This is a genomic window from Microbulbifer sp. TYP-18 (assembly GCF_040932045.1).
Taxonomy (GTDB): domain Bacteria; phylum Pseudomonadota; class Gammaproteobacteria; order Pseudomonadales; family Cellvibrionaceae; genus Microbulbifer.
In genome coordinates this window covers 87,153-109,811 of sequence record NZ_JBFRBC010000013.1, presented here as the reverse complement: position 1 = coordinate 109,811, position 22,659 = coordinate 87,153, and the positions used below count along the sequence as shown (strand labels likewise).

Genomic DNA, 22,659 nt, shown 5'->3' with positions numbered 1-22,659 from the left:
GACCATTGCCTGGCGTCAGGTGACATAGGTACAGCCAGTTCCCCCGCGCCTCCCCAGGCCTATCAAGACATCTGGCCTGCCCCCCAGTTTCAGCCTGCTGGTGCAGTGTCTGTACTAACCTTTTGCGCCTCTTCGGTAAGTTGAATCAGATTGGTTTCGATCGGCCCATGCTGTTTGAGCATCCTGGCCATCCAAACGGTACTGCTCGCAAGAAAGCGAGCTGTGCGATTTGTATAGAGATGTCCCTGCCCCTGCTCGATATAACTTGGCCCCGGCCCGGCATCACCGACCCAATAGCAATCGGCATTTGGCGGAACTGTACATCCGTAGTGGGTGAAATTGTAGAGTGTGGTGGCGCAACAATCGTGAGCGCCATCCTCATTCCCGGTAACGATAACACCCACCACCTTGCCATACAGTGGATACTGGCCAGTTTTGGGATCAAGATCCCGGTAGGAGCCATCCAAGCGTTCACACATTAGCTGGCAAGGCGATGCCCTGACGCCCATCCATATGGGCATCGACGGCACCAGTATGTCGGCTTGCTTGATCTTGTCATAAATCCTGGGCCATTCATCTCCGTTCCCCATGTCGGATTCAACGCCATACTCAATTCTGTAGTCGACCAGGCGGAGCGTCTCACACTCAACGCCCATTGGCGTCATGAGATCTGCGACTTTGTTGATTAGCGCCTCTGTATTTGAAGTTTCCGGAGATTTTTTGAGGGTACAGTTGATAAATAGCGCCTTGAGTTTCACAGACTCCTCCCTGGATTGAATGAAAGTCACTTGCTATGGGCTCTCGTTTGATAAGGATGATTCGATATATTGAAGTGTTTTGTCAATGGAACTTCTTCGAATCGCCCAGGCCAGTCAACTACCTGACAGCTAATACCACCAATTTTCACAATGACGGCCGCAGAAGCTAAATTGTCCGCAAAGGGCTGGTCAATCTTTGAGCAATATATTGCCTTAGACAAATATGGATTTAAATATTTATTTACCCAAAGCAATGCAATATTTCGACCAGGGTATAAAATAGATGAATCGGTTCCATTAGCGTTAAAAATAGCGTTGGCTTGTGAGCGCTTTTTAAGGCGGGAATATCCACTATTTATGTTTAAAGGAAGTGCCAACCCGGCAGGTTTTATTTTTATCAGGGAGAGACACCATGGGCAGCTACCCGAGGACTTTTTCACATATAGGTATCTCCGTTCCCGATGTGGATAGAGCTGTTGACTTCTACAGCCAGGTAATGGGTTGGTATTTGATCATGAAGCCCACTGTTATCGACGAGGAAAATAAGACAGCAATAGGAAAGATGTGCATTGATGTATTCGGTACTGGCTGGAAGTCCTTCAGGATTGCCCATATGTCAACCGGTGATAAAATCGGCATCGAAATGTTTGAATTTTTGAATAACGAGAAGCCGGAAGCATTTGAGTATTGGAAAACGAGCACCTTTCATTTTTGTATCCAGGACCCGGATATAGAAACACTGGTGGAATCTATAGTGGCTCATGGAGGTAAACAGCGGATGCCGATCCGGGAATATTATCCCGGGGAAAAACCCTATAGAATGTGCTATGTGGAGGACCCTTTTGGCTTGATCTTTGAAGTGTATTCGCATAGCTATGAACTCACCTATTCTCAGGGCGCCTATTAGAGTAATCGATTTTCAAATTGCCACTCGTAGTTCATATAGATGTCTTTATCGTCCTAACGGTATGCGACATGATGATTGAAGACGCACATTGCTGAATATTTTGTTCAGCCGGTCTGAATCTATATTACAGTCATGACATTCCGCTATAATTACTATATTTGGGAGTCAGTCCTCAAGTCTGAAGGAATATAATCTGCAAGGTGGCAACAGTACAAATTTTTATCCTGTCGGGTCACGAATTTTTATCGCGAATCTTCTTAAAAATCTATTGCACGGTAATACAAAATCATACAAAAAGAAATTAGGGCTGCAGTTCGACAACCAGCTATACGATAAATACTTCCTTTCACGGTATAAAATTAGATCCAGTTTCCCCAAATTGATTGATATTACTGGTCCTTCAGATATTTTAAAAACACGTATTTTTCTGAGGAAGCCAAGACATGCAATACCTACCGTTCCCAGGGTTAAATGAAGCATTGAAAAATTGACCCGCCAGATTGGATAAATAATTTAAGCTCAAAGCGATTGGCGCGTTTTTATAATACCAATTATCGAATTGTAGGAATTAATTCTATTTATTTCATCAAGCCCAAGCTGTACAATTGCCCAATCATGAGATTAGCTATCTTGTTAAATGACCTTTTATTTACTGAAAATGAGATTGATTTGCATGTTTAGGTTTGTTGGCAGTTATTTTGACAGTAAATTTTCACCTGTTACCAAATACCTACATTTTTCTTTAATAGTTTTGGTAATTTTACAGATAGTGATCAGTAATTTTATGGAAATCCACGCCGATGGGACCATTGGTCAGAATTTAGTTGAGTATGTTTCCACCTGGCTTCATATAGGTGTCGGCCTGCTGGTTCTGGGGTTATCTTTTATTTTTGTCACCGTAGAATTGAAAAGACGAGGCTTCCTTTATTTTTTTCCTTATATTAGTGGTAATTTCCACCAGCTGAAATCAGATGTAAACAGGTTAAAGAAAGCTGAGTTACCTGAATCCGCTCCGGGAGGTTTAGCTGCAATAGTCCAGGGCCTTGGTTTCGGCGCAATCCTATGTGTTGCCACCTCTGGTTGCATTTGGTTTGTCCTTTGGCTTAATGATGTGTCTTTTTCTGATACATTCAGAGAAATTCACGAGGTGTTAACCGGGTTAATTGAGGCTTATATTGTTGGCCACGGACTACTAGGGGTAATTCATATAACCTCAAGCTATCTGAAGAGAGATGCTATTGACACCCCATCCTAGTAAATGGAAAGTAGTAAAGACTAAAAACTTTGAAATTTGAAAAAATTTTTTCAAATTTTATATTTACTGTTTTTATCTGACAATATAAACTACAAATGCTAACTGCGAGTAAAAATTTTAACTGTTACTCTTGATTTGATTAACTTTAATCAATTAAAACTTTCCAACTAATTAATACAGTCAGCGATAATAGTATTCTCTGTATGAGTGAAAAACTGTGCAGAAGCGTTGATTTTCTAAGTGTAAAATTCAAACTTCCTACTGCTCTCTATTTTTTATAGCAGGAGTCGATAGAGATCAGTTCTTGGGCGTGTCTATTCTTTCTTTTTACCATTCAATTTGAAGGAGAAAACAGCTTCTTACTGGTTGCTGTATATTCATATGCGATTCTGTATGAGTATATCGAAATTTTAATTAGGAAAAGTTCTGACAATTATATCACAAACCAAACCCGTATTGTTTCAGTCTTATTTCAGCTATGCTAGTGTTTGCCCTGCCAGCCAACCGGATGGCCAACACTAGCTTATTTCCCAACGCGGCCAAGCGTTTAAATAATAAAAATAAATCTGGATGGCCAAAAGAATAGCTTTGTTTCAGGTCGAACCTCTAAATTTGTCCAGCTTATTATTATTTAAATTTTTTTGATGTCTTGTATCGCTGTTTTGTCAGTTTTTACAGGCGTTATCCAATCTGGGTAGTTTTAAAAACAACGATTTGCGTAGGGAGTAACTTTTACACTGGAGAGAGTAATGAAAAAAATAATTTGTACACTGCTAGTAGTTTCTTTTGTAACCCCCGCAGCATTATTGGCGCAGGAACTATGGATAACCATCGGTAGCGACGGTTACCAGACTCTTAGGGAAAAGCCTGAATTTATAGCCCGGCAGGCGCTGGAGGCTCATGGAGAACGCAATGGCATTACAATACTCAAAGTGGACGAAAGCAACCTGTCCGGCATTTCCACAATCATGCACAAGAGTCACAATCGCTGTGGTGGTTTTATGGTGCATCAATCCCTTGCGGAGGCCCAGGCAGCGCAGCTTTCTCCGCCACCCACCGCGGCCAACCGGCTCGCGAGTTATACGATAGACAACTCTGCTACTGTCAGCGCATTGCAAAGCCAGATCACAGAGGCAAATATCCGCGCTACCATACAGTCGCTTGCAAACTTTACCAACCGTTATTACACCACTTCGACCGGCGTTGCCGGCGCACAGTGGATCAGGGATAAGTGGCAGTTGTTGACCAGTTCCCGCAGCGATGCCTCAGTGCAGCTCTATGGCCACAGCTGGGCGCAACCTTCGGTGATCCTCACCATTCAGGGGCAGGTGCAGCCGGACGAGATAGTCGTGCTGGGCGCACATCTGGATTCCACGGCTGGGTTTGGCACCGGGGAGGGAACCCGGGCCCCCGGAGCCGACGACGATGCCTCGGGAATCGCGACGCTGACCGATGTCATCAACGCCATAGTGGCAACAGGCTATCGGCCGGACAAAACCCTCAAGTTTATGGGGTATGCGGCTGAAGAGGTGGGTCTGAGAGGATCTGCCGCTATCGCCAGTAACTACCGGAGCCAGGGCAGCAACGTGGTGGGGGTCTTGCAGCTGGATATGACCAACTACTTTGGCTCCAACAGCGACATTTACATGACGATCGACTATACCAACAGTGCCCAAAATACCTTTCTCAGAGATCTGGTGCAGACTTACCAAAGTCATCTAAGTGTCGGTAACGTCAACTGTGGTTACGCCTGCTCAGATCACGCGTCCTGGCACAATCAGGGTTTTGTCGTATCCTACCCGTTTGAAGCTGACAATAGTGGCTACAACCGCTACATCCATACCATCAATGACACCCTGGCCAATAGTGGGGGAAATGCCAACCATTCAGTCAAGTTCGGCAAGTTGGCGGCAGCTTACGTTGCGGAGCTGGCCAAGGGCAGTATCGGCGGCAGCCGGCATTCCAGTGCCTGGTAAACTGAGTCAGTTTTCAGCAGCTTGATCTACGGGGACTGCCGCTGTTGAAGGTGTGCAGTCCACCGCTTACCTCACAGCCCTGGATGGCGTTACCTCCCAGTGACGGCCCTCCCCTAGCGACCCCGCTTTTTTGGACCCTACAAGCCTTCCCGGGGCCCGAAGTGTCCAAACCGCCTTATACCTATCACGAAAAATCAATCAATAGCCTGTTTCTATCTATTGGAATAAAAAAGACTATTTCAGCCCCCGACTTCCCCTCGCTACTATGCTGCAAATGCATTTAGCTGGAGGGGAAGATGCAAACCATTGTTACCTTGATCCATAGATTCTTTGCCACAGAGAGGTATGTCTCAATCCGTTGTGAGGAGTGTAACTATTTCGACGACTACTATGGCGATCAGAGCTGCCGGCCTATAGCCAATCTATCGACAGGAACAGCGCAAAAATTGGCCACTGGGAATACCAGAGCCCGATAATCCATGCGATCATTTGCCTGCACTATCCGGCTTTAAAACCTATAGATACGTCGCTCTCGGCCAAAGCATTAAATTCGCCAACAGGCCTTCCCAGGTATCTGCTACCTGGGCCCTTAAGTCCCCGGACCGACAGGTTCCTAGCCGACTGACGTAGATGGATGTTGGGGGCGGCAATCCAGTCGCGGAAGGGTCATTTACTGGATTGCCGGGTTGGCAGTCCGGTGAATAATCTGTAACTGTCTGACCAAGGGTCATATTTCCATCGTTTCCGGCCGCATATGTGGAAACAACAGCACATCGCGGATGGAGGGCGAGTCAGTCAGCAACATCACCAGGCGGTCGATACCGATACCTTCACCGGCCGTCGGCGGCAAACCGTATTCCAGTGCGCGAATATAGTCGGCATCGTAGTGCATGGCTTCGTCATCACCGGCCTCCTTCTCCGCGACCTGGGCCTTGAAGCGTTCCGCCTGGTCCTCCGCATCGTTCAATTCGGAAAAGCCGTTAGCAATTTCCCGGCCGCCGACAAAGAACTCAAAGCGGTCAGTGACGAATGGATTCTCATCATTGCGCCTTGCCAGGGGCGAAACCTCGGTCGGATACTCGGTGATAAACGTGGGTTGATCGAGGCGGTGTTCCACAGTTTTTTCAAAGATTTCGATCTGTATTTTGCCCAGTCCCCAGCTGCTTTTCAGCGGAATTCCAAGCTTTTCCGCGACCGCGCTGGCACTCTGCAGGTTATCAATATCCCCCGGGTTTAAGCCGGGGTTGTACCGCAGGATGGAATCGAACACGGACAAGCGCGCAAACGGCTTGGCGAAGTCATAGCAACTTCCCTGGTATTCAACGGAGGCACTGCCCAGCACGTCCTCACAGATCCCGCGCAGCATTTCCTCCGTAAGGTCCATCAGGTCATTGTAATCGGCGTAGGCCTGGTAAAACTCCAACATGGTGAATTCGGGATTATGGCGGGTGGAGAGGCCCTCGTTGCGAAAGTTCCGGTTGATCTCATAGACGCGCTCGAAACCGCCCACAACCAGGCGCTTCAGGTACAGCTCTGGTGCAATGCGCAGGTACATATCGATGTCCAGCGCATTGTGGTGGGTGATAAACGGACGTGCCGTAGCGCCACCCGGAATCACCTGCAGCATAGGCGTCTCCACCTCCATAAAATGGTGCTGATTCAAAAACTGGCGGATATAGTCAATGATCATTGAACGCAGGCGAAAAACTTCACGGGATTCCGGCGTGGCTATCAAGTCCACATAACGCTGGCGGTAACGCAATTCCTGATCGGCAACACCGTGAAACTTTTCCGGCAGGGGACGCAACGCCTTGGTCAGCAACTGATAATCTTCGCAAGTGACATAGAGGTCGCCTTTACCGGATTTGTGCAACTGGCCGCGCACGCCGACAATATCACCGATATCCCAGGCACCGTGACGCTCTTTGATCTCCTTTTGTGCCGCCTTGTCTGCGTACAGCTGGATGCGCCCGCTCACATCCTGGATCACCATAAAGGGGCCCCGTTTGGCGAGAATGCGCCCAGCGACACAGACCTCTTTGCCCAGTTCCTGCAACTCCTCCTTGGATTTTTCCCCAAATTCCGTTTGCAGTTCCGCCGCTAAGTTTTCGCGACGAAAGGCATTTGGAAAGGGATTGCCTTTCTCCCGCAGGGCCGACAATTTGGTCCGGCGCTCGGCTATCAGTTTGTTTTCATCTTGCTGGGTATGGGTATCGGTCATAGCGCTTTTTCGCTTGCGAGTTTTCAGCCCTCTCTTTCACGCGAGGGCCGGTTGGGAATAGATCTGGATCAGAGACCGGCTTTGAGACTGGCTTCAATAAACTGGTCCAGTCCGCCATCCAGTACCGCCTGGCAGTTACTGGTCTGCACCCCGGTGCGCAGATCCTTGATGCGCTGGTCATCCAGCACATAGGAACGGATCTGGCTGCCCCAGCCGATGTCGGACTTGCTGTCTTCCATCGCCTGCTTTTCAGCATTGCGTTTCAGTATTTCCTGCTCGTAGAGTCTGGCACGCAGCATTTTCCAGGCCTTGTCCCGGTTCTGGTGCTGGGAGCGTTCGCTCTGGCAGGCTACGACAATACCGGTTTCTATATGGGTCAGGCGCACGGCGGAATCGGTTTTGTTCACATGCTGCCCGCCGGCACCGGAAGCGCGGTAGGTATCTTCCCGCACCTGGGATTTGTCCACCTCTATCTCGATGTTGTCGTCGATTTCCGGCGCCACGAATACGGAGCTAAATGAAGTGTGGCGGCGATTGCCGGAATCGAAGGGCGATTTGCGTACCAGGCGGTGCACACCGGTTTCAGTACGCAGCCAGCCGAAGGCATGGTCGCCGGAGAAATGGATGGTGGCACTTTTGATCCCCGCCACTTCCCCGGCAGAGACTTCTTCCAGGGTGGTCTTGAAACCGTGGGCTTCGCCCCAGCGCAGGTACATGCGCAGTAACATTTCCGCCCAGTCCTGGGCTTCGGTACCGCCTGAACCGGCCTGGATATCCAGATACGCGTTGTTGGCATCGTTGTCGCCGGAGAACATACGGCGGAATTCCAGTACACCCAGCTGCTCCTGCAAGTGCTGAAGTTCCTGCGCAACGTCGCTTACGGAATCCTCATCGTCCTCCTCGGCGGCCATTTCCAGCAGTTCGCGGCAATCCGCAATGCCGCTGTCCAGGGCTCCAATGGTATTAACAACGACTTCCAGCGAGGCCCGTTCGCGCCCAAGTTCCTGAGCGCGGGCGGGATCATCCCATATACTGGGCTCCGCCAGTTCCAGTTCGACTTCGGTCAGGCGTTCTTTCTTGCCAGCATAGTCAAAGATACCCCCTGAGAACGCCAGTGCGCTCTTCGAGGTCTTTCAACTGGTTCAGTAGAGGATTGATTTCCATGGATTCCGGGCTTCCGAGCTAACTAAAAGCGGCGCGCATTCTACCCCAGCGCGCCCGCTTCAATCCAGTTGACCCAACAGGGCACGGGTCGGCCTGTGCAGCGCCCTCCCCAGCCTAGTTTTAGTAGCGCTCGCCCTTTGCGCCGGCGGGGGCACAGCTGCGCCGCTGATACTCTATCCGGGATACCGGGTCGAAGCCGAGTTCCAGCGACGCGTCCAGGGAATCCCGGTGAATCAGGTGCAGCAGAATATCGCCGGTAGGCCCGCCACAGACAGAGGGATACAGTCTGTCGGTGCGACCTCCGCAGCTGGACTCCTGCACCGCTATACCATTTTCGGTCAATTTGCCGGCACTCTCCTCCAGGGATATACCGCCCCCTTCGCACTGGCGATTGCCCCGCGCCTGATAGACCCAGAGCATTTGCTCCGGCGAAACCGCCGGGGCCGCCGTCACCTCGGACTTATCGATGCTTTCAGCCGCCTCCCCTATTGGCTCTTCAAGCGGCTCTTCACCGTCCGGTTGTTTACAGCCACTGATCAGGACCAGCACCGCCAGCAGGTACCACCAGATACGTCTATCCATAAAAATTCCTCCCCGGGAATACACACTCTGCCGGCGTCCCCGCCTCAGCCAAGCGCCAGCCAGGCTCCGACGGTGAGCATCAGGCTACCCGCCACACGGTTGATCAAGCGTACATTGGCACTACTTTGCAGCAGGCGGCCAAGTGTTTTGCCACCGCACGCATAGATCATCATGCAGACGGTTTCCAATAGCAAGATGATAGCAACCAATATTGTCAGTTGCGGCAACAGGGGCAAACGATCATTGATAAAGGGTGGCAAAAGGGCCACAAAGAAGGCCCAACCCTTGGGATTGGCAACGGCGGTGACAAAGCCCTGCAGAGCCAGGGCGGCCCGAGGGGGTGCTTCCCTGTCGGCCCCCTGCTCGGGTGCAACCATCACCATACGCCCGCGGGCGCGCCACATCTGAATGCCCAGCCAGGCGAGATAGGCACCCCCGGCATATTTGAATAATTGAAACCCTTGGGGATACTTGAGCATTAGCGCGGCGATGCCGAGAACCGCGGCCACCGCCACCAGCGCCACACCCACCAGCTCCCCCAGCATCATCCACAAGGTGCGGCGTATACCCAGCGTCATGCCCATGGTCAGCGCCAGGGTCATGCACAGGCCCGGTGTGGCCGACACGAAGAAAAACGTGGGTACGAACAGCGCGAGTACCGACAGATCGATTGCGCTCATTTAGTGATGGGTCCCCGAATGGTTGCCGTAGTGGCTCACCAGCATACCAGCCAACATAAACGCACAGCCAAGCAGCTCGTGCACCGTCAGCAGTTCGTGTAGGAACAGCCAGCCAGCCGCCAGTGCAAACACGGCTTCGAGGCTCATGATGACGGTGGCGTGGGATGGGGCCGCATGGCGCTGTGCCAGCAGCTGGAAGGTAAATGCTATGGCGGTGGAGAAGACCGTCATGTAGGCGATGGGCCAGGCCGCGTCCAGTGCCGAACCCAGGTCGGGGGTTTCGGCAATCGCTGAAGCCACTGCCGACAAAATTCCACAAACCAGAAATTGGATACAGGCCAGACGCAGCGCATCATACCGGCGCACAAAGTGGTCTGCCGACAGCACCTGAACCGCGAATACAAATGCGCTGGCGAATACCATGAGATCGCCAATCAGCTGTGACTTCTCACTAAAATCGGCCAGCTGGTATAGCCCCAGCAAAGCCAGGCCAATCCCCCCCCAGGTCCAGCGGCTGGTGCGGTGGCCCAGCGACAAGCCTATCACCGGCACCAGCAGCAAATAGAAACCGGTGATAAAGCCGGCGCGGCCGGCGGTGGTGTAGAGCAGGCCGGCCTGTTGCAGGGCCGCCCCCAAAAACAACCAAAAGCCCAACACTGCCCCACCCGGCAGGCAGGCGTACCAGCCGCGTTCAAGCCTTTGGCCACCGGTCGCCACAGCTGGCTGGTCGCGACGCGATGACAACCAGCTGACTATGGGTATCAACAGCAAGCCGCCGAGGATAAAGCGCCATGCATTGAATGCCAGAGGCTCCATATGCCCCATGGCGATTTTTTGCGGTACAAAGGCCAGCCCCCACAACAAGGCCGCCACGAGCAGCAATAATTCCGCCCGCAATTGGTTGCGATTCATCGATTGGGTTTCCGTTACGGCTGGAAGTTGATCGGGAACACTCTGTTGCGACCCAGCAGGTTGCTAGGCCGGCTCCAGATAGTCCACCAGCAGTTGCAGCGACCGGCGGCCGCGATATTCATTGATGTCCAGCTTGTACGCCAGCTTAACTTTCTTCGCCTCCCGCGGCCACTCTTCAGTGTCCACATTGAAGGCGATGGCGTCCAGCGGGCACTGCGGATCCGCCTGCGGAGCCACCACCATTTTCAGGTGGCGCTCACCGACAATACGCTGCTGCAGCAACAGGAAATCCCCATCAAACAGTGGCTCGGGAAATGCCTGTCCCCAGGGTGCGCAGCTGCGAAGCAACGCGGCGGTTTCCAGGCTGATCTCCGCCGCCTCCAGCTCGCCGTCGGATTCGAGCACGGCCTGCAGCTGCGACGGATGCAGCCGGTCGCGCACGGCCTGTTCGAAGGCGTTGCGGAATTCCGCCAGATTCTGCAACGGCAGACTCAGCCCGGAAGCCATGGCATGGCCCCCGAATTTGCTGACCAGTCCCGGATTGCTGGCGACTACGTCGCTGATGGCATCGCGAATATGCAAACCGGGAATAGAGCGCGCCGAGCCCTTGATAAGTCCATTGTCCCCGTCGGCAAAGGCAATTACCGGACGGTGGAATTTGTCTTTGATACGGCCGGCCAGAATACCCACCACGCCCTGGTGCCAGCGCGAATCGTGCAGACACAGACTCCAGGGAATTTCCCCCTCGAGCCGCAACTGTTCCATCGCCGCCATGGCTTCCCTTTGCATGCCCTGCTCTATGGCTTTGCGGTCGCGATTCAGAGCGTCCAGTTCCGCGGCCAGAGCGCGGGCTTCCCCGGGATCGTCGGTCAACAGGCAGCGAATACCGGTACCGATATCGTCGAGGCGGCCGGCGGCGTTGATGCGGGGTCCAAGTACAAAGCCGATATCGCTGCTGCACAGCCGGCGCTGATCGCGCCCGGCAATTTCCATCAGTGCGCTGATTCCCGGACGGCAGCGGCCTGCGCGAATACGCGCTATGCCCTGGTGCACGAGAATGCGGTTGTTGTGATCCAGGGGTACCAGGTCCGCGACGGTACCCAGTGCCACCAGATCCAGATACTCGGCCATATTGGGCACCACTATGCCGCTGTCGCGGAACCAACCGCTCTCCTCCAGGGCGGTGCGCAGTCGGCTCATCAGGTAAAAGATCACCCCCACCCCCGCCAGATGCTTGCTGGGAAAATCACAGCAGGGCTGGTTGGGGTTGACGATGGCATCCGCGGCGGGCAACTGCTCCCCCGGCAAATGGTGATCGGTAATGACGACTTGCATACCCGCCGCCTTGGCGGCAGCGACACCGTCCACACTGCTGATGCCATTGTCCACGGTAATCAGCAGGTCCGGCTGAAAATCCCCGGCCACCGCGACGATTTCGGGGCTGAGACCATAGCCATGGTCAAAGCGGTTGGGCACCAGGAATTCCACCTGCCCCCCCATGGCGCCCAGTGCCAACACCCCCAATGCACTGCTGGTGGCACCGTCTGCGTCAAAATCGCCGACGATCAGGATCTTCTCCCGCTTCCTCACTGCCCCGGCCAGCAGCTGCACGGCGGTTTCCAGGCCCCGCATGGCACCGGGCGACTGCAGTTTTCCCAGGCTATGTTCCAGCGCTTCCGCGCCGGTGACGCCGCGGCCGAGAAGTATCCGCTGCAGAATCGGCGGGGTGCCAGATGCAAAACGGCCAGCGCACAAGTCCACTGGCCGTCGTTGAATTATTCTTTTCATTTTCACTCGATCTTGGACTGTGAAATCAGAGGGCCCCGGCTATCCATCGGTGTACAAGCGCCAGGTCCCCTGGCAGTACCTCCAGGCGCTCCTCGCGCTGCAACAGGTCCTCCATGTGCGACGGCAGTGCTACCTGGTGGGATGGCAGTGCCTGGGCCACGGCTGCGGAGAATTTTGCCGGGTGCGCGGTGGAGAGGCAAACCATCGGTTGTTCCCGCGAGCAGCGCACTTGTCGCGCAGCCTCCACACCGATGGCAGTATGCGGATCCAACAGATAACCGTTGGCTTCATAGAACTCCCGAATCACGCTGACGGTACGCTGGTCATCGACCCGGTGGGAGGAAAACAGCTGCTGCGCCCGCTGCAGAACGGACTGGGGCAGTTGCACCGCGGCACTGCGATCAGCCAGCAGCGCCGCTACCGCGGCGCCATCCCGATCATAGAGGTCGAACAGCAGCCGTTCAAAATTGCTGGATACCATTATGTCCATGCTCGGTGACAGGCTGTGTACCAGGGGCCTCGGCGAGAGGTCATTGTCACTCAGGCAGCGATGCAAAATATCGTTGGCATTGGTGGCAATCACCAACTGGTTGACCGGCAGGCCCATTTGGCGGGCCAGGTAACCGGCATAGATATCACCAAAATTACCGGTCGGTACGGAAAAATTAACGCTTCGGTCCGGAGCCCCGAGATTGAGCGCGGCGTAAAAGTAATAGACGATCTGGGCCATGATGCGCGCCCAGTTGATGGAGTTGACGGCCACCAGCCGGCGCCCGGGGGGCAGGAAAGACTGATCGGCGAAGCTGGCCTTGACCATATTCTGGCAATCGTCGAAGTTGCCCTCAATGGCAATGTTGAACACATTGTCAGAAAGGACGGTGGTCATCTGCCGGCGCTGAACCTCCGACACCCGATTGTGGGGGTGGAGGATAAAAATATCGATATTGTCACAGTGGCGACAGCCCTCAATGGCCGCCGAGCCGGTATCCCCCGACGTGGCACCCAGCACCACTGCGCGTTCACCGCGCTTGTTGAGCAGGTGATCGAACAGCTGCCCGAGAAACTGCAGAGCGAAGTCCTTGAATGCCAGGGTGGGTCCGTGGAACAACTCCAGTATCCACTCACCGGAGGCGGACTGCACCAGCGGCGCCATCGCCTCGTGCCGGAAACCGTCGTAGGCCCGCTGGACAATAGCGCGCAACTCAGCTTCAGTGAGGTCTTCGCCCACAAACGGCTGCATAATGCGCACCGCCAGCTCCCGATATTCAAGTCCCGCCATCCCGCGAATCTCCTCCTTGGAGAATGTCGGCAGGGTTTCCGGCACATAGAGGCCCCCGTCACTGGCCAGGCCGGTGAGCACAGTGTCGGCGAAAGAAAGGGACGGCGCACGGCCGCGGGTGCTGATGAATTTCACAGTCTACTCTGCTTTGCTGGCAGTTCAGGAATTCCCGCCGGATCACCGGCGGGGGCGGGTAGGAATGGCTCAGCCCAGGGTTTCGACGCGAATGCGCACAACTTCACCCTGGACGCTATCCAGGGCCTGGATCTCCGCCACCGCTTGATTCAGCCGCACTTCCCTGGCGCGGCTGGTGAGTATCACCACCGGGACCAAAGTTTCCCCCGGCTGTGGCTCATGCTGGATCAGGGCCTCGATACTGATGCCCTGATCACTGCAGATTTGTGCCACTTGGGACATCACCCCCGGCTTGTCCTGTGCAGAAATACGCACATAGTAGCTGGTGACCACGTCTTCCATAGGCAGGACCCGGGTTTCACTTCTGCAGCCCCCCTGGGCCACCCCGGCGGAGGGCACCCGCTGGTGGGGTGCAGCTTCGAGGGTGCGCGCCAGATCGACGATATCGGCAATCACGGCCGAGGCCGTGGCCTCAGCGCCGGCTCCGGGGCCATAGTACATAGTGGGGCCGACGGCATCCCCCTGTACCAGTACCGCGTTCATTACGCCATCGACATTGGCGATCAGGCGACGCCGGGGGATCAGGGTCGGATGAACCCGCAGTTCAATCCCATCCTCGGTGGCTCGGGCAATACCCAGGTGTTTGATACGATAGCCGAGTTCATCCGCATAGCGGATATCCTCGATGGCAATACCACTGATGCCCTCGGTGTATACCTTGTCGAATTGCAGCGGCATGGCAAAGGCCAGAGAGGCCATAATCACCAGCTTGTGGGCCGCGTCGACGCCTTCAACATCGAAAGTGGGATCCGCCTCCGCATAGCCCAATACCTGCGCCTGTGCCAGCGCCTCATTGAAGCTGCGGCCCTGGTCGCGCATTTCGGTCAGGATATAGTTGCCGGTACCGTTGATGATGCCCGCCAGCCACTGGATGCGATTACTCACCAGCCCTTCGCGCAGGGATTTTATGATGGGAATACCACCGGCTACGGACGCCTCATAGGCAATAGACACCCCCCGCTCCGCTGCGGCGGCAAACAATTCATTGCCAAACTCGGCGATCAGCGCTTTGTTGGCGGTGACCACATGCTTGCCATTGGCGATAGCGGCAAGTACCAGCTCGCGCGCTACCGTGGTGCCACCGATCAGCTCCACCAGCACGTCCACCTCCGGATTGCTGGCGACATCGAAGATTTCCCGGGTGACATTCAAGGCGCTGGTGTCACAGTCGGGATTGTCACGGCGGGCACCTATCTGCACGATTTCCACCAGGCGGCCGCAACGGGCGGCGATCCCCTCGCCATTGCGCGCCATGACATTTACCGTACCGCTGCCCACGGTGCCAAGGCCACAAATGCCAACGCGCACCGGACGACGGCGGCTGTCCGCCGGGATCTCCTGTGATTCTTTAACAGCTTGTTCGATGGCTGCGCTCACTAGACTCCTCCGCGCTGCTGGCCACCCATTCGGCGGCGGTACCCGGCCTTCCCGGGATTACACTATCGCCGAATTCAGACCCGGCGCCAGGGCAACAAATAGTAACAAAAACGAAAAAGCGACGACAGTCTTACCGAGGCAGAGGGCAAAAGACCAATTAAATTGCGCGACGACCGCAGTCAGTCAGGCGGGAAAAGGAATGGAGGGGCCCGGCGGGTCACACAAACCCGCCGGGCATAAACGCTATTGACCCGGCAAACCAGTTGCCGGGTCAATGCGGAACAGGGATGTAGCGTCTCTGGGCGAAGGCCGGCTCAAGCCCATCCGCTTGATTGCGCAGGTTTTCAAGGGCCGCAATCCAACGGATGAGGGACCATCAATTGGATTGTCGGGTTAACAAGAGAAAAAGCTTCAGATCCCGAGTCCCTTGCTCAACAGTTCCGGTGGCTGGTAGCCGGGGATCAATGTACCGTCTTCCAACACTATGGTGGGCGTGCCGCGAACCTTGATGGCCTCACCGCCCAACTTGTATTGGGCCGCCACCGGATTGTCGTCGCATACTTCTAAGGGCACATTCTCACGATTCTTCAGCGCCGTCAGGGTACCGTTGGGATCCTTGGCGCACCAGGCGGTGGCGAGTTTGCGGTAGCCGAGAGAGTCCAGGCCCGCGCGCGGAAAGGCGAGATAGCGCACCTCGATACCAAGTTTGTTCAGCTCCGGTACGTCATTGTGCAGTTTGCGACAGTATCCGCATTCCACGTCGGTAAACACGAAGATATGCGCTTTGGTCTCACCCTTCTCGGGGGAAAACACGATCATGTCGTCAATATCCTGCTCTTCCATCACCCGCGCCCGCTGTTTGGCACGATTCTCTTCGGAAAGGTTGACGACACCGGCGTTGTCGACGCGATAGAGATCACCATAAACGAAATGACTGCCATCCGCGGACACAAACAGCGTGCTCCCAGAAACTTCCACTTCATAGAGCCCGGGGATGGGGCTCTGGCGAACTTCGCCATAGGTGGCTTGAGGGTTACTGGCGGAGAGGCGAGCCTTGATGGTCTCGGCCACTTTCGCGTCCACCTGTGCATTGGCACCGGCTGCTACCAGTGCCAGTAGCGCACCAACCAGCACCAGCGGTTTGTTGAAATAAGTCATTCCCAATTGCTCCTTGTTCTGCTCCCTGGTTTCGACTTGCAGGTCTCGGACCGGTTCCCGCCAGTAGCAAACCGGTTGGCGGCAATTGCCCGCCGATGGCGGGCCCAGCGCCTTTTTACCCCATTCTCCTCCAAAGCACCAGCGCCGCCCGCAACTCGACAGCTAAGTGTAGGACCTGTGTCACAGACCCGGAGACAAGGCACCTCCCTGTCTGACAATATACGACCAAAACGCCCACCCTCGCGGGTGTGTTGAGCGCCATCCACCTTTTGGCAGCCCGCAGTTTTCCCGCGAACAAAAAAAAGCCGGAGCAATAATGCTCCGGCTTTTTTGACCAGCAATGCCAGTCTTATTTGAGTTTTTCCTTAATACGCGCCGCTTTACCGGTAAGATTGCGCAGATAGTACAGCTTGGCCTGACGCACATCCCCGCGACGTTTGACAGTAATAGTTTCCACCAGTGGGCTGTGGGTCTGAAAGGTGCGCTCGACACCGACGCCGTGAGAGATTTTACGCACGGTAAACGAAGAGTTCAGGCCCCGGTTGCGACGGCCTATAACGACACCTTCAAACGCCTGCAGGCGCTCGCGGTTACCTTCCTTTACTTTTACCTGGACAACGACAGTGTCACCCGGGGCAAAGGCGGGAATTTCTTTTTTCAGCTGTTCCTGTTCCAGGCTCTGAATCAGTTTGTTGGTCATTTGGAAGACTCCCAAATCCAGTTTATGTAGCTTCTCAGCTAGGTCGCCGGACCTCTCCCGCCTCCCGGCGAGTCCGACCTGTTCTCGACCGCCCAGCGGGCTCAGCGGTCATCGTCCTGTGCGGCGCCTTGCCGCCGGATTTCATCCAGCAGCTCGCGCTGCTCGTCATCCAGCTCCAGCCGCTGCAGCAAATCCGGGCGGCGGTGCTGGGTGCGCGCCAGTGCCTGCCTCAGGCGCCAGCGGCGAATTTCTTCGTGGTTGCCGGAAAGCAGGACATCCGGCACCTTGCTGCCCCGGTATTCCTCCGGGCGGGTGTAGTGCGGGCAATCCAGCAACCCCTGTGCAAAGGAGTCCTCCACGGCCGACCGGTCATGACCGAGCGCGCCGGGAATGAAGCGGGTAATGGCATCCACCACCACCATGGCGGCAAGTTCCCCGCCAGTCAGCACATAGTCGCCGATGGACCACTCCTGATCTATCAGCAGGTCCGCGATGCGCTCGTCGATCCCTTCATAGCGACCGGCCAGCAATACCAGATTGCCAGCCTGTGCCAGCTCTCCGACACCACCCTGGTCCAGTTGCCGCCCCTGGGGCGAGAGATAGATGGTCTGCGCTTCGGCGCCCCCCTCCTCTGCCCAGGTGCGGGCCTCACTCAATGCCCGGAACAGCGGCTCTGCGAGCATGACCATACCCGGACCGCCACCGTAGGGCCGGTCGTCCACGGTCCGGTGCCGGTCACTGGTGAAGTCCCGTGGATTCCAACAGCGCACTTCCAGCAGGCCATCCCTCACCGCTCGACCGCTGATACCATAATCGGTCAAAGCGGCGAACATCTCCGGAAAGATAGTGACCAGCGCGATTCGCTTAGCCGCCATCAGTTCAAAATTCCGGATCCCAGTCCACGGTGATCACACCGGCTTCCAGGTCGATATCAGTCACAAAGTCACCCGGCAGATAAGGGATCAGGCGCTCGCGCCGATCACTGCCGCCGCGCACCACCAGAACATCGTTGGCACCGGTTTCCATCAATCGGAACACCCTGCCAAACTCGTATTCACCACCGCCAAATGCGCTGATCACACGCATTCCCTCCAGCTGGTGCCAGTAGTACTCGCCTTCGCCCAGCTGCGGCAGGTCCGAATTGATGACGGCGATATCCCGCTGGCAAAAACGCGCCGCCGAATCGCGGTCATCGATACCCTCAATATGCGCGATCAGCCCCTTGCCGTGACGCCGGCAGGCATCGATGTGGAGCCTCTCCCAATCCCCGTCCCCACGCAGAAACCAACGCGAAAACTGCAGGACATTATCCATCGGCTCCGTAAAGGACTGGATTTTCACCCAGCCGCGCACACCGTAGACCGAGGTTATGCGTCCAACGGTGACCAGCCCGGCTGAATCCGGCCCCTTTTGCACCACAGACGCACTCTTTGTCCGCAAGCCGTGCCTATGCGGATTCTTTCAGCAGCTTGGAAACGCGATCGGATACCTGTGCACCCTGACCTACCCAGTAGTCGACACGCTCACGATCTACACGCAGACGCTCTTCCTGACCACGGGCAATCGGATTGAAGAAACCGACACGCTCAATAAAACGACCGTCGCGGGCGTTGCGACTGTCGGTAACGGTCAGGTGATAAAACGGGCGCTTCTTAGCGCCACCACGAGCCAAACGAATGGTTACCATGTAGCTTTCCTGTATGTTCACACATCGGACTGCCGCACTGTGATCCACACATCAAGCGGACAGCCGACCCGGCTGAAAGGCGGCGTATTCTAATGGAATGCCCGGGCTTTGTATAGCGTCCAAAAGCGCCCCATCGACGCCCTGCGCTTACCCCTCATTTCTTGCGAAAACCCGGCGGCAGGCCACCGGGCATGCCACCCACACCACCAGCTCCGGGCAAACCGCCCATGCCCGGCATACCGCCCATGCCGCGCATCAACTTGTCCATGCCGCCGCCCTTGAGCTTTTTCATCATCTTGCCCATCTGCTTGTGCTGCTTCAGCAGGCGGTTCAGATCCTGGACCTGGGTGCCGGAACCGGCAGTAATGCGGCGTTTGCGGGAACCGTTGAGAAGATCCGGGTTGCGCCGCTCGGCCACTGTCATGGACCCGATGATGGCGTCCATGCGCTTGAACTCTTTGCCCATGTCCGCCTGCTGCGCCATCTGCGCCATGTTGCCCATACCGGGCATTTTGTCCAACAGGGAACCCAAGCCACCCATATTCTGCATTTGCTGCAACTGATCGCGCAGATCCTCCAGGTCAAAGCCCCTGCCCTTCTGCACTTTCTTGACCAGCTTTTCCGCCTTGGCCCGGTCGATCTTCTGCTCCGCCTCTTCAATCAGCGACAGAATGTCACCCATACCGAGAATGCGGGAGGCAATTCGGTCCGGGTGGAAGGCCTCCAGGGCATCGACCTTCTCTCCGACTCCAACAAATTTGATCGGCTTGCCGGTCACATGACGCACCGACAAGGCCGCGCCGCCGCGGGCATCGCCGTCGACCTTGGTGAGGATGACACCGGTCAGCGGCAGGGCGTCATTAAACGCACTCGCGGTGTTCACCGCATCCTGGCCGATCATGGCATCGATGACGAACAGGGTCTCGGCCGGGTCCAGTGCGCTGTGCAACTGGCTGATCTCGTCCATCAATTCCCGGTCTATGGCCAGGCGGCCCGCGGTATCCACGATCAACACGTCGGCAAACTGCTTGCGCGCGGCGTCTACAGCGCCCCGGGCGATATCCAGCGGTTTCTGCTCGGGAGCCGAGGGGTACAGCAGTGCGCCGACCTCATCCGCCAGGGTCGCCAGCTGCTCGATGGCCGCGGGGCGGTAAACGTCCGCACTGACCATCATCACTTTCTTTTTCTCTCGGGTCTGCAGATAGCTGGCCAATTTGGCTGCAGTCGTGGTTTTACCGGCCCCCTGCAGGCCCGCCATCAGAATGACTGCCGGTGGCTGGGCGGAGAGGTTGAGTGGGACTGCCGCCTCTCCCATCACCGTAACCAGTTCATCCTGCACCAGCTTGACGAACTGCTGGCCGGGGTTCAGCGCCTTGCCCACCTTCTGCCCCACCGCCGCAGTGCGCACCTGCTGCACAAACGTCTTGACTACCGGCAGGGCCACATCCGCCTCCAGCAGCGCCTTGCGGACTTCGCGCAGGGTATCGCGGATGTTTTCGTCGGTCAGCCGCGCCTTGCCGGTGACTTTTTTCAACGCCCCTGACAGGCGGTCGCTCAGGTTGTCGAACATAGCTACGTCTTGATCCCTTTCATATTGATCCGACCGCGCTCACCACACCGGGTTTCCGGGTTGCGCCGGGGTTCCGAAGCGCGGCAGTATAGCGTAGAGTGGCGGCCTGCTGAACACGGGTGCCGCAACGGTATCTGGCGGGGAAATAGGCCCGATGTCGGGCGTCGCTGCGCAAGCACGGACAGTCTTCCCAGCTTCGGCGCGCTGTGCCACACTGCCAAGCCAGGGCCTGTTCACACTAACCGGGCTGGCCCTAAAGCAACCGGATACGGAATCATCGATGGCGACTTTTGCCCACTGGACGGCAATCGCTTTGTACCTGGCCACTGCCGCAGTGGCCGCACTGAGCCTTAAGCCGCACATCAGGCCGAATAAAGTGCTGCTGCTGGCCCTGCTTGCGGGGGCTGTAGTCCTGCACGGCTGCTCCCTGGTCACCACTCTGGCCGACCCGTCCGGGTACCGTTTCGACCTGCTGGCAATGCTTTCGCTGGTGGCCTGGACAGTCAACCTGCTGATTCTCATCCTGGCCATCCGCAATCCCCTGCAATTGCTGATCCTGGTGCTGGCGCCCGTCGGTGCGCTGACGGAGTTTGTCTCCGGCCACCCCTGGGGCGCAGCCGCAGTGCGCCACCAGCTGTCAGCGGGACTGGCTGTGCACGCGCTGCTGTCCATCTGTGCCTACTCACTACTGACCATCGCTACCCTGCAGGCCATCTATCTCCACTACGTCAACCAGCAGTTGCACAATCACAATCCGGGCCTGATCACCCGGCGGCTGCCACCCCTGCAGACCATGGAGTCGCTGCTGTTCGGCCTGATCACCTTTGGGCAGTTGTTGCTTACTGCATCCCTTGTCACCGGCTTCCTGTTCGTCGACGACCTCTTTGCCCAGCACCTGGTTCACAAGACAGCACTGTCCATACTGGCTTGGCTGCTGTACAGCATCCTGTTGTGGGGGCACTGGCGGTTGGGCTGGCGCGGCAACACCGCGGTGCGCTGGGCGCTGTCCGCTTTCGCGGCGCTGCTGCTGGCGTATTTTGGCAGCAAACTGGTACTCGAGGTCATTCTGCAGCGCGGCTGAGATTGCACACCCCCACCCTAGTCGCCGGCATACTTGCGGTGACAGGAAATCTGTTTCACTATTTCCACCTGCCAATAACTAGAGTTCCCCCTTGAACGAGATGCCCCCGGGTCTGCTATTCTGTCTGCTGGCCCTACTGATCGTCATTTCCGCCTTTTTCTCCAGCTCCGAAACCAGCATGATGGCGCTTAACCGCTATCGCCTGAAACACAGGGCCAGGAGCGGACACCGTGGGGCCAGACGGGCCGCACAACTGCTCGAGCGCCCCGACAAACTGATCGGCTCCATTCTTATCGGCAATAACCTGGTCAATGTCCTGGTGTCAGTGATTGTCGGATCGGTGTTCGCTCACCTCTATGGAGAAATCCTCACTACCATTGTCCTGACCCTGGTGCTGCTGGTATTCGCTGAAGTCACCCCCAAAACCATCGCCGCTCTGCATCCGGAAAAAGTCGCATTCCCAGCGTCGCTGATTCTGCGCCCACTGCAGTGGCTGCTAACCCCACTGGTGTTACTGGTCGGTGGAATTTCCAACGGACTGGCCCGTCTGGTGGGGGTTGAGGCAACAGCGGCACAGGATGTGGAGCACCTGGCCCCGGAGGAGTTGAGAACTGTGGTGTTTGAGTCCGGCGCCCTGCTACCCAGCAGGCACAAAGGTATGCTGCTCAACGTGCTGGACCTGGATCAGGCGACGGTAGAGGACATCATGATCCCCCGCAACGATGTGGCCGGTGTGGATTTGCAGGATAGTGCCGAGGAAATCCTGCAGCAACTGGCGGACAGTGATTACACCCGCCTGCCGGTATTCGAGGGGGATATCAATCGTGTAGTGGGCATTCTGCATCTGCGGCGAGCGACGCAATTTCTGCGCAAAGGCCCTACGGCCTTTGCTGCAGAGGAACTCAAGCGCTATACCGATGAACCCTATTTCGTCCCCGAGGCCACACCGCTGCCGACGCTGCTGATGAACTTCCAGAACAGCAAGCGGCGCATGGCGCTGGTTGTGGACGAGTATGGGGAGGTGATGGGTATCGTAACCCTCGAGGATCTGCTGGAGGAAATTGTCGGTGACTTTACCACCAGCTCCCCTGCGGTTGAGAGTGAGGAAATCGCCTCCCGGGGCGGTGGCTGGTATGCGATCCAGGGGAGCACTTCTATTCGCGATATCAACCGCACCCTGGGCTGGGAACTGCCCACCGAAGGCCCCAAAACCTTCAACGGCCTCGCGGTTGAGCACCTGGAAAGTATTCCCGACGGCAATATCTGTTTTTACATTCTCAATTATCTGGTGGAGATAGAAGAGGTCTCAGACAAGCGGATTACGCGGGCGCTGGTCAGAAAAATAAATCCCTGAGGGACCCTTTCCGCC

21 protein-coding genes are annotated in these 22,659 nt (G+C 56.0%); 5 read left to right on the top strand and 16 right to left on the bottom strand.

Annotated elements, in window-relative coordinates; genetic code table 11:
• Window positions 1-89: 89 nt before the first annotated feature.
• Window positions 90-758 carry a flavodoxin family protein gene (locus tag ABVT36_RS11965; RefSeq protein WP_368456787.1) on the bottom strand — a complete coding sequence of 223 codons (669 nt, stop codon included), beginning with the start codon at window positions 756-758 and terminating at the stop codon, window positions 90-92.
• Between the two features lie 26 nt (window positions 759-784).
• Entirely contained in the window at window positions 785-1,198 is a 414-nt protein-coding gene (locus tag ABVT36_RS11960) for a hypothetical protein (protein ID WP_368456786.1), read from the bottom strand.
• On the opposite strand from ABVT36_RS11960, the gene ABVT36_RS11955 reads away from it, so the two are divergent.
• The 3 genes from ABVT36_RS11955 to ABVT36_RS11945 all read left to right on the top strand — a co-directional run bounded on the left by ABVT36_RS11955 (window position 1,171) and on the right by ABVT36_RS11945 (window position 4,896).
• Entirely contained in the window at window positions 1,171-1,665 is a 495-nt protein-coding gene (locus ABVT36_RS11955; protein WP_367150161.1) for a lactoylglutathione lyase family protein, read from the top strand. The two genes, ABVT36_RS11960 and ABVT36_RS11955, sit on opposite strands and share 28 nt — an antisense overlap.
• Window positions 1,666-2,302: 637 nt before the next feature.
• Window positions 2,303-2,920, top strand: a complete 618-nt coding sequence (locus tag ABVT36_RS11950; protein ID WP_368456785.1) for a cytochrome b/b6 domain-containing protein — start codon at window positions 2,303-2,305, stop codon at window positions 2,918-2,920.
• Window positions 2,921-3,669: 749 nt separating this feature from the next.
• The gene (locus ABVT36_RS11945) at window positions 3,670-4,896 is read left to right on the top strand and encodes a M20/M25/M40 family metallo-hydrolase (RefSeq protein WP_368456784.1); all 1,227 of its coding nucleotides are present in this window, start codon (window positions 3,670-3,672) and stop codon (window positions 4,894-4,896) included.
• A 727-nt stretch (window positions 4,897-5,623) separates the two neighbouring features.
• Here the strand turns inward: ABVT36_RS11945 and lysS are convergent.
• The 14 genes from lysS to ffh all read right to left on the bottom strand — a co-directional run bounded on the left by lysS (window position 5,624) and on the right by ffh (window position 20,209).
• The gene (lysS, locus tag ABVT36_RS11940; RefSeq protein WP_368456783.1) at window positions 5,624-7,117 is read right to left on the bottom strand and encodes a lysine--tRNA ligase; all 1,494 of its coding nucleotides are present in this window, start codon (window positions 7,115-7,117) and stop codon (window positions 5,624-5,626) included.
• Between the two features lie 68 nt (window positions 7,118-7,185).
• Window positions 7,186-8,281 (bottom strand): peptide chain release factor 2 gene (prfB, locus tag ABVT36_RS11935; RefSeq protein ID WP_367150168.1). Its coding sequence is split into 2 segments (ribosomal slippage): window positions 7,186-8,208 and window positions 8,210-8,281, totalling 1,095 coding nucleotides; the frame shifts between segments, so codons are not numbered across the junction.
• Between the two features lie 120 nt (window positions 8,282-8,401).
• On the bottom strand, window positions 8,402-8,863 hold the full coding sequence (locus tag ABVT36_RS11930; protein ID WP_368456782.1) for a hypothetical protein: 462 nt from the start codon (window positions 8,861-8,863) through the stop codon (window positions 8,402-8,404).
• 44 nt (window positions 8,864-8,907) lie between these two features.
• Window positions 8,908-9,543 (bottom strand): LysE family translocator, encoded by a 636-nt coding sequence (locus tag ABVT36_RS11925; protein WP_368456781.1) that lies wholly within the window; start codon window positions 9,541-9,543, stop codon window positions 8,908-8,910.
• On the bottom strand, window positions 9,544-10,455 hold the full coding sequence (locus ABVT36_RS11920) for a DMT family transporter (protein WP_368456780.1): 912 nt from the start codon (window positions 10,453-10,455) through the stop codon (window positions 9,544-9,546). It lies immediately after the preceding gene.
• Window positions 10,456-10,518: 63 nt separating this feature from the next.
• The gene (gene recJ, locus ABVT36_RS11915) at window positions 10,519-12,243 is read right to left on the bottom strand and encodes a single-stranded-DNA-specific exonuclease RecJ (protein WP_368456779.1); all 1,725 of its coding nucleotides are present in this window, start codon (window positions 12,241-12,243) and stop codon (window positions 10,519-10,521) included.
• Between the two features lie 25 nt (window positions 12,244-12,268).
• Window positions 12,269-13,657, bottom strand: coding sequence for a threonine synthase (thrC, locus tag ABVT36_RS11910; RefSeq protein ID WP_368456778.1), 1,389 nt, complete (start codon window positions 13,655-13,657; stop codon window positions 12,269-12,271).
• A gap of 69 nt (window positions 13,658-13,726) precedes the next feature.
• Window positions 13,727-15,052 (bottom strand): homoserine dehydrogenase, encoded by a 1,326-nt coding sequence (locus ABVT36_RS11905; RefSeq protein ID WP_368456799.1) that lies wholly within the window; start codon window positions 15,050-15,052, stop codon window positions 13,727-13,729.
• Window positions 15,053-15,505: 453 nt separating this feature from the next.
• Window positions 15,506-16,252: a DsbC family protein gene (locus tag ABVT36_RS11900; protein ID WP_367150175.1), complete on the bottom strand. Its 747-nt coding sequence runs from the start codon at window positions 16,250-16,252 to the stop codon at window positions 15,506-15,508.
• 349 nt (window positions 16,253-16,601) lie between these two features.
• Window positions 16,602-16,952 (bottom strand): 50S ribosomal protein L19, encoded by a 351-nt coding sequence (gene rplS, locus ABVT36_RS11895; RefSeq protein ID WP_368456777.1) that lies wholly within the window; start codon window positions 16,950-16,952, stop codon window positions 16,602-16,604.
• Between the two features lie 101 nt (window positions 16,953-17,053).
• Window positions 17,054-17,827: a tRNA (guanosine(37)-N1)-methyltransferase TrmD gene (trmD, locus tag ABVT36_RS11890; protein ID WP_368456776.1), complete on the bottom strand. Its 774-nt coding sequence runs from the start codon at window positions 17,825-17,827 to the stop codon at window positions 17,054-17,056.
• Window positions 17,828-17,831: 4 nt separating this feature from the next.
• Complete coding sequence (rimM, locus tag ABVT36_RS11885; protein ID WP_367150180.1) at window positions 17,832-18,371, bottom strand: ribosome maturation factor RimM; 540 nt, start codon at window positions 18,369-18,371, stop codon at window positions 17,832-17,834.
• Window positions 18,372-18,399: 28 nt separating this feature from the next.
• Entirely contained in the window at window positions 18,400-18,639 is a 240-nt protein-coding gene (rpsP, locus tag ABVT36_RS11880) for a 30S ribosomal protein S16 (protein ID WP_367150181.1), read from the bottom strand.
• Between the two features lie 154 nt (window positions 18,640-18,793).
• Entirely contained in the window at window positions 18,794-20,209 is a 1,416-nt protein-coding gene (gene ffh, locus ABVT36_RS11875; protein ID WP_368456775.1) for a signal recognition particle protein, read from the bottom strand.
• Window positions 20,210-20,363: 154 nt separating this feature from the next.
• Between ffh and ABVT36_RS11870 the strand changes: the two genes are divergently transcribed.
• Window positions 20,364-21,290, top strand: coding sequence for an inner membrane protein YpjD (locus ABVT36_RS11870; protein ID WP_368456774.1), 927 nt, complete (start codon window positions 20,364-20,366; stop codon window positions 21,288-21,290).
• 100 nt (window positions 21,291-21,390) lie between these two features.
• Window positions 21,391-22,644, top strand: coding sequence for an HlyC/CorC family transporter (locus ABVT36_RS11865; protein WP_368456798.1), 1,254 nt, complete (start codon window positions 21,391-21,393; stop codon window positions 22,642-22,644).
• Window positions 22,645-22,659 lie beyond the last annotated feature (15 nt).